Annotated in this window: 6 protein-coding genes and 1 pseudogene; 3 read left to right on the top strand and 4 right to left on the bottom strand. The window is 56.3% G+C overall.

What is annotated here, in order from left to right; genetic code table 11:
• Nucleotides 1-194: pseudogene (locus D9K61_RS14945) on the bottom strand (IS21 family transposase); the annotation flags it as partial.
• A gap of 135 nt (nucleotides 195-329) precedes the next feature.
• On the opposite strand from D9K61_RS14945, the gene D9K61_RS27315 reads away from it, so the two are divergent.
• From D9K61_RS27315 to D9K61_RS14930, 3 genes are all read left to right on the top strand, one after another.
• A complete protein-coding gene (locus D9K61_RS27315; RefSeq protein ID WP_216825813.1) occupies nucleotides 330-1,538 on the top strand; it encodes a hypothetical protein in 1,209 nt (402 codons plus the stop codon).
• Nucleotides 1,539-1,764: 226 nt separating this feature from the next.
• Nucleotides 1,765-3,486, top strand: a complete 1,722-nt coding sequence (locus D9K61_RS14935) for a type I secretion system permease/ATPase (protein WP_120633984.1) — start codon at nucleotides 1,765-1,767, stop codon at nucleotides 3,484-3,486.
• Complete coding sequence (locus D9K61_RS14930) at nucleotides 3,486-4,802, top strand: HlyD family type I secretion periplasmic adaptor subunit (RefSeq protein WP_120634004.1); 1,317 nt, start codon at nucleotides 3,486-3,488, stop codon at nucleotides 4,800-4,802. Before D9K61_RS14935 ends, D9K61_RS14930 begins: the two co-directional genes overlap by 1 nt.
• A 43-nt stretch (nucleotides 4,803-4,845) precedes the next feature.
• Here D9K61_RS14930 and D9K61_RS14925 read toward each other — a convergent pair whose 3' ends face one another.
• The 3 genes from D9K61_RS14925 to D9K61_RS14915 are packed head-to-tail and all read right to left on the bottom strand — an operon-like array spanning nucleotide 4,846 to nucleotide 7,857.
• Nucleotides 4,846-5,853, bottom strand: a complete 1,008-nt coding sequence (locus tag D9K61_RS14925; RefSeq protein WP_120633983.1) for an ABC transporter substrate-binding protein — start codon at nucleotides 5,851-5,853, stop codon at nucleotides 4,846-4,848.
• Nucleotides 5,832-7,199: a sensor histidine kinase gene (locus D9K61_RS14920; protein ID WP_120633982.1), complete on the bottom strand. Its 1,368-nt coding sequence runs from the start codon at nucleotides 7,197-7,199 to the stop codon at nucleotides 5,832-5,834. Before D9K61_RS14920 ends, D9K61_RS14925 begins: the two co-directional genes overlap by 22 nt.
• The gene (locus tag D9K61_RS14915) at nucleotides 7,189-7,857 is read right to left on the bottom strand and encodes a response regulator transcription factor (RefSeq protein WP_120633981.1); all 669 of its coding nucleotides are present in this window, start codon (nucleotides 7,855-7,857) and stop codon (nucleotides 7,189-7,191) included. The genes D9K61_RS14920 and D9K61_RS14915 overlap by 11 nt, the downstream gene beginning before the upstream one ends.
• Nucleotide 7,858: the final 1 nt, after the last annotated feature.

Genomic DNA, 7,858 nt, shown 5'->3' with positions numbered 1-7,858 from the left:
GCCGTATGCCGCTGTTTGCGCGGTCGTTGCCGATCTTCCGACAACCATTGATCAATGATCCCGGTGAACCCATCCAGCTTGGGCCGCCGGATCGGTGCTGACCGCCGGTAGCCGGGCGGGACCGAAAACGCCAAAATCTTGCGAACGCTGTCACGAGATATCCCGAAATGCCGGGCCGCTTCTCGCTGGCTCATGCCCTCGGCACAGGCCAGACGAACTTTACGATACAAATCCACGGAAAAGATCCTCCCGCCCCCCTCCGTTACGAAAAGAAGGGCAAAGATGGACGACTTTTACGCCGCCCGCAGCAGGGTCATCCCGCCGCTTCCGTGGTCGACTTTCTCACCGCCGTTCTCAGCGCAATCGGTCAGGAAATTTCGACCCCAAACGGCGGCGGGTATACCCTGACTTATGACGCAGACGGATCAAACCCCGCCGAAATCACCGGCAGCACAGATGCAGGCGGTCGCGTCTTCAAAGCCGACAGTAACGCCGATGACATAACCGATTTTGATCCGGCGGTTGATCAGTTGGATTTTGGCGGCACCTCAGTCCATGGCATGATTGTGACAAAGTCGCCCTCAGGCGAAATCGTGATCGACAGCCCTTGGTCAGAACCTGCGCAGATTGTGCAGGGTGTGACCTATCAGGACGTGACCATCGACAGCTTTGGTGTCGTTGGCAACGAACATTTCCGGCAGGACATGGGGGGCGTGATCTCGTGGGAACAGGGTGTGGGACCGCGCGAAACGGGCACGATCTATATCCGCAGCCATGAATATGGACGCACGGAAGTGATTGACAACTTCGACCCCACATCGATGAAAATCAGCTTCCTCTATTTTGGCACGCGTGAGCGTCTGTCGGTCGAAGACACTGCAGATGGACTGGTGATCTCGACCCTGCCCAGTGGTCAGAGCTTTACCCTGACCGGCGTGTCCAAAGCAGATCTGATTCCGGGTCTGGTGGAGTTTCATTTCGACCAGGTGATGGAGGATAATCTGGAGTCACCCTTCGGCTTTAACCAAAACGATGTGACGCTGGTGGACCGAACAGACCTGCTAACCCCGGAAGCCCCGGCTGGAGCAACCACCGACGGGTTCCAGACACGCACCGGCGACCTGACGGGCAGCATCTATGACGACGGAGCTGGACCTGACGACAGCGGCAACACACCACCTGACAACGACTCGGGCGGCGCAGGCGCAGGAGGCGTCGTTACGCTGGGCGTTGGCGCCGATGTGGTTGAAATCGACTGGAACTGGGGCGTTCAGACCCGTGTCGAAGGGTTCGACCCGTCAGAAGATAGCTTTGATTTCAATGCGCTGTCTGGTGACAATCTCGCACTGCGTGAAGTCGGCGGGAACCTTGAGATCGAAGTGCTTGGAAACGGAGGAAACGTCACCACTTTGGTGGGCATTCAGGCCGAAGATCTAACCCGCAGTAGCCTGAAGGCAGACACCAACAACTCGGTCCTGGATGACAGCAGCCCGCTGTTCGCTCAGCTGATTGATCTAGGCTTCGACCCCCTTGCTTAAAGGTCTGGGCGGGGACGGTGTGCGCCGTTCCCGCTTTCTTAACATGGGCCTCGCAAACCTCCGCATTGATACGGCCAGAAGATGCCACCCTCCGGCCTTATTACCTGCGGTTTTTTGCTTGAAACAAATTACAACCTTGGCAATGCTGAACCAGCCTTCTAAACGCGGTACGGCGCAAAGCCTGTGCTGATTGGTATGGAACAAAACATTGAGACCAGAAACCAGTATGTCCGCGGCCCCACGCCATGAGCTGCGCAAAGTGCGCAATCAGGGCGTCACCTTTCTGGCCCTGGCGTTTCTGTTCAGTGTTTTTGTCAACCTGCTTATGCTGACAGGTCCGTTGTTCATGCTACAGGTGTATGACCGGGTCCTTGGGTCGCGTGCCGTCGAAACCCTGACCGCCCTTTTTCTGCTAGTCGCATTGCTCTACTCTCTGATGGCAATGCTCGATTTCGCGCGCGGGCGTATCGTCGCACGGTTCGGCGCTCGGTTTCAGTCGCAACTTGACGAGCGCGTTTTTGACGCGACACTGCGCCGCTCATTGAATCCGCAGGCGCGATCGGCCCCAGCAACCGCGCTACGTGATCTTGAATCAATTCAGAACCTGTGTTCGTCTCCAGTCCTCCTGGCGGTGATGGATATCCCATGGACGCCGGTTTTTCTCGCTGCCATTTTTCTGTTCCATCCGCTGTTAGGTTGGTTGGCCGTCACGGGCGGCGCTTTGCTGGTCATCATTGCCTTGCTGAACCAAGCCCTGACCCATCGCAAAGTGGCCGCCGCCCAGGCCGCATCGGCCAGGGCCAACGCGTTTTCCGAACACGCCAGACAAGCCGCTGAGGTTGTACGCTCGCAGGGAATGCAAGAGGACGTCACGCTGCGCTGGTTAAGCCAAAGATCCAATGCCCTAAGCCAGACCATCGCGGCCAGCGACTGGACTGGCAGCTTCACTTCATTGACCAAATCTTTGCGACTGTTTTTGCAATCTGCAATGCTGGCGCTGGGGGCATGGCTGGTACTACAGAACGAGATGACACCGGGCGCAATGATCGCCGGGTCGATCTTGTTGGGCCGTGCTTTGGCGCCCGTCGAACAAGCCGTCGGGCAATGGGGGATGATTGAACGTGCCCGGTCTGCTTGGACCTCGCTGAACAAATTCCTGGACCAAACACCGCCCGAAGTTGCACGAACCAAACTGCCGGTGCCTGCCGCGAACCTTGAAGCCAAGTCTTTGACAGTTATCCCACCCGGTTCAAATACTCCAACGCTGCGCAATGTGACCTTGAGCCTGGAACCCGGCAAAGCGCTGGGTGTGATTGGAAAAAGCGGATCAGGCAAAACCACCCTGGCCAAGGCTTTGCTGGGTTTGTGGCGACCGGCAGCAGGTGAAATTCGGCTGGGAGGCGCGACGCTGGACCAGTATGACACGACCGATCTGGGCCGTCACATCGGGTACCTGCCCCAACAGGTGACGCTGTTCAACGGCACTGTTGCCGAAAACATTGCGCGCATGTCCGAAAGCCCGGATGCCGAAGCAGTGGTTGCGGCGGCCAGGAAAGCAAATGCGCACGAGCTGATCCTGACTTTGGAAAAAGGCTACGACACCTTTCTCGAAGGCAATGACAGTCAATTGTCCGGCGGGCAAAAGCAACGCATAGCTTTGGCCCGGGCGCTTTATGGTGATCCGGTTCTGCTGATTTTGGATGAACCGAACTCAGCACTGGACGCAGATGGGACCGAGGCGCTGAACGCTGCGGTGCGCGAGCTAAAAGCCGCCGGAAAATCAGCGATTATTATGACGCACCGCCCTCAGGCGATCTCGGAATGTGACGACCTGGCGGTCGTTGAGAAAGGCCAGCTTGTGAAATCCGGCAGCCGAGACGAGGTTTTGAACGCCATGGTCCAGAATGCGGGCGCGATTAAGCGCAAGCTGAGCCCGGTAGGTGAATGATGGCAGGCCAGACCCAGCAGACAACGCGCCCTGTTTGGCGCATCAGGGTACCGGCCATGGTCGGCTTTGCGGCGCTCGCTATTCTTCTTGGTGGCTTGGGTGTCTGGGCCGTCAAGACACGATTGGCCGGGGCCATTGTGTCGTCCGGTGTGATCGAAGTTCAGAGCAATCGACAGGTGGTTCAACACCCAGATGGCGGCGTCGTTGGCGAAATCTTTGTTCGCAACGGCGATGTGGTGACCAGTGGTGATTTGCTACTACGGCTGGATGATACCTTCCTGTCGTCAGAACAGACCATCGTTGTGTCCCAGCTTTTTGAACTTTTGGCGCGCCGGGCGCGGCTTGAGGCCGAACGCGACGGCACAACTTCGGAAAACCTGAGCATACGCCTGCTGGAAGTCCAGCAGGAGGACGATATTGATCCCGATCTGATCGCCGGCCAACAACGTCTGTTTGACGCACGGTTGGAATCAATGGCCAAGCAAACCCAACAACTCAGCGAACAGCGCGCCCAGACTGAAAGCGAGATCGACGGAACCAAGGCGCAGCTTGTATCCTTGCGCCGTCAGGTCGAGCTGATTCAGGACGAGCTGGATGACCAACAAAGCCTGCTGAGCCGTGGTTTGACGCAGGCCAGCCGTGTGCTGTCCCTACAACGTGAAGAAGCAAGCCTGAGTGGTGAGATTGGCAGCCTCGAAGCATCAGTGGCCCGACTGAAAGGCCAGATTGCGGCAACTGAAATTCAGATCCTCGAACTGACAGCCACCCGCCGCGAAGAAGCAATTACCACCTTACGGGACGTGCAGACCCAGGTCGCGGAACTATCCGAACGGCGCCTGTCACTTGCGGAACGGCTGTCGCGGCTGGATATCCGTGCGCCGGTTTCCGGAACGGTCTATGACAGTCAGGTTTTTGCACTGCAATCTGTCATTCAGCCAGCCGAGCCGATGATGTATGTGGTGCCTCAGGACACGCCGTTGCTGGTTGCTGCCCGTGTCGATGCCATTCACGTCGATCAGCTGCATGTTGGTCAATCTGTTGCACTCAGGTTCCCGGCGTTCAACCAGCGTGAAACCCCTGAGATTGACGGTCAGGTTCTTAACGTGTCGGCCGATACATTCACTGATGAACAGACCGGGTTTACCTTCTACCGCGCCGAGTTGGCCCCGATTGATGGTCAAATCGAACGCCTGAACGGTCAGGCTTTGTTACCCGGAATGCCTGTTGAGGCGATGATCAAAACCGACGAGCGCACGCCCTTGTCTTATCTGATCAAACCGATGGCCGACTATTTCAATCGCGCGTTCCGGGAATAGGCACGAACGCGGGTCGAAGTGACAGGGGCATTAAATGGCACCGCTATCGCTGAATGACGGCATTTTCCCATTCTGACAGGAACTTCTTTCTTTTCAGCTTGTCCAGGAACGTCAACAAGGCTGGGTCCAAAGCGATTGTTACCCTTTCATCTATGCTATCATCAGTTGCCAACAGCGGAAGCGATGGCACGTCGGTGGAAGCCCCTGTCTTCTTTGCGGTTAGCTGGCGAACAAATGCCTCTGCCGCGTCTGGCTCGGGCGTCTCGATCAGCACCATTGCGGTGCGCATCATGGTCGTCTGAAAATCAGACGGCAGCACAATCTCGAATGCGTCCTTTCCTTCTGTGCGAGCCGCGGCATAGCTGCCCAGTACATTGTAAGCGACGGCAATGGTCCCATCTGCCAGATCGTCAATCATATCGCCGGAGCAGCAATAAAGACGTACATCCAGACCTCCCAAGACCTCCATCAGACGCCAGTACGTCTCGGACGCGCGGGCGTCCTGGGTGGCAAACAGATACCCCAAACCTGATTGGCGAATGTCGTATGTGCCTACTTTTCCGCGAAAATCATCGGGCCTGGCGCGAAGCGTCTCGATCAACTCCTGCCGTGTTTGTGGCGTTGGTCCCCCAGCAAAAGCTGCGCGGTTCATAACGATTGTTGCAGGCTCGGACGTGAAAGCAAAAAGACTGTCATGCCATCGCGCCCAATCCGGGTTTGCAATGCTGTCTATCTCTAATGCATATCCGTCATTTGCCAGTTTAAGCTGCAGATCCATGGCGCTGGATATCGCGATGTCAAAGGCATCAGGCGTTGCCCGGATCTGACGGTCAATATCAGCCGTTCCCGTCACCAGATATTCGACCGAAATCGATGGGTTGCCCAGAATGAAATCTTCGATCAAAGGCGCAAACAATGCAGTGTCAGTGCTGGATATTATACGCAGGCGAGGCCCTTGCGCCGTTTCGTTGAAGATCCGTTGATCTTCCCATTCCAGCGCCAGAGCGAAGCATGGAAACAACCACAGAACTACAGCGATAAGATAACGCATGCGCCGCCCTCAGGTTTGTTCATAAGATCAAGCGCCCCGCCATGCGCGGTTGCCACATCCTGTGCAATGGTTAGCCCCAAACCCGATCCAATAGTCCCGGTGGAATTCTGACCACGCTCGAAACGCCGCGTCAGTGTTTCAATCTCATCAGGAGGGAAGCCCGGTCCCTGATCACTGACTTTGACCTGCACACAAGGGCTGTCGACAACTTCGATCGTCACTGTGCTGTCCGCCGGGGCGTATTTCAGTGCATTGTCGATCATATTACGTGCAGCATTCTGGATCAGGATCGGATCGCCCGAGTACTGAACCGCCGGATCACCCAGCAAAGACAAGGAAAGATCTTTCATTTCGGCGATCGGCGTCAAACGCTGGACCAGTTCCCCCATAAGATCGACAAGGTCGAGATCCTCACGCTCCAGGTGGTCCGCCCTGAACGTGATCATGGCGTGGTCCAAAAGTTGGCCCGCCGCCCGCGAGCTTTCGTCGATAGCACGGACCATGGATCGCAACGCCTCGCGGTTTTCTTCTTTTTCGACCCTTTGCAGTGTCGCGTCTGCATAGGACCGGACAGTCGCCAGAGGTGTGCGCACCCTGTGCGCTGCCTCGGCAATGAAATCTTCCGATTGGCTAAGCGATTGATCCAATCGACCCATAAGTGAATTCAGGGACGTGACCAGAGGCGCCATTTCCCGGGGCACAGGCTTTCTGAACGGGCTTAAATCCTGTGGTCCGCGGCGCGTGACCGATGTCGTCAACTTGTTAAGCTGCCCGATCGTTGCCGATGTTGCCCAAACAGACAACACTGCTGCAAGGGCAAAGAAACCCAATCCCAGATAGGCCGCATTGCGGGATATCTGGTCCATCGTTTCGGACAACGCATCCTGTGTCTGCCCAAGCGCCACTTCGATTTCGGTCTGTTTTCCAAGGCCAACAAGTGTTCGGCTGGCGCTGACTTGCCGAATATTCTCGCCGCGAACGGCACCTGATCTGAAAGCCCATTTGCCGTTAATAGGAGCCTCGGCCAAGGGTAGGTCATCGTAACCGGACAGAAATTCCCCATCCTGAAAGATCGCATAAAAGACCCTGTCGTCAGACGGCGTCGTCAGCATCGAAAACGCGGCGTAGGGAATATCAACCTCAAGCTCACCATCCCTCAGCGCGGCAGCGTCCAGGATTGAGGTCGCCGACGCCTCGAGGATACTGTCCTGACCTTGCTGTGCCACCCGGGCCGCATAGTTGCGTACCGCAAAGAACAGAAGAAACGCTAGGATCGCCGCGCCACCAATCAGTGTCAGAACAAGCCTGTTCCTGAGAGACCCTGAAACAGTGGGATCAACTGACATGATCCAACCTGTACCCCAGCCCCCGCAATGTCGTGATTTTCAGCTTCGAGTGTTCCAGATGCCTGCGCAGACGGCCAACATAGACTTCGATGGCGTTGTCCGAGACGTTATCATCATAAGAAAACAACCTGTCTGCCAGCTTCTGTTTCGAAAACACTTGGCCGGGCGCGTTGAAAAACAACTCTAGCAAACGCAGCTCTCGATTTCGCAACGACACAGTGTCGGGCCCGACCAGCAAATGACCCGCGACCGGGTCAAAAACGATCCCGCCGATCTCGATCGTCGATTTTGCGATCCCTGATTTGCGTCTCAGGACGGCACGACACCGGGCTTCAAGCTCGGCATGGTCAAATGGTTTGGTGACATAGTCATCGGCCCCCAAATCCAGCGAACCGATTCGATCCGAAACTTGACTGCGCGCGGTCAGAACGATCACAGGCGTATCCAAATGGCTTGCGCGATGGCTTTTTAGAAAGTCACGACCATCCCCGTCGGGCAGCATAATGTCCAGCAGGATCAGATCATACTCTTCGGTTTCGACAAAAGCAGATGCATCTTCCAAATTCGGTGCATGATCAACAACATGTCCGTCCAGTCGCATCCGCGAACTGATCGCGTTCGCGAGGTCCAGATTGTCTTCGACCAGTAAGAATTTCATG

It is taken from the genome of Ruegeria sp. EL01, assembly GCF_900313035.1.
Taxonomy (GTDB): Bacteria; Pseudomonadota; Alphaproteobacteria; order Rhodobacterales; family Rhodobacteraceae; genus Ruegeria.
Note: the sequence above shows the minus strand (reverse complement) of the source record. Positions and strands in the feature narration are given on the sequence as shown.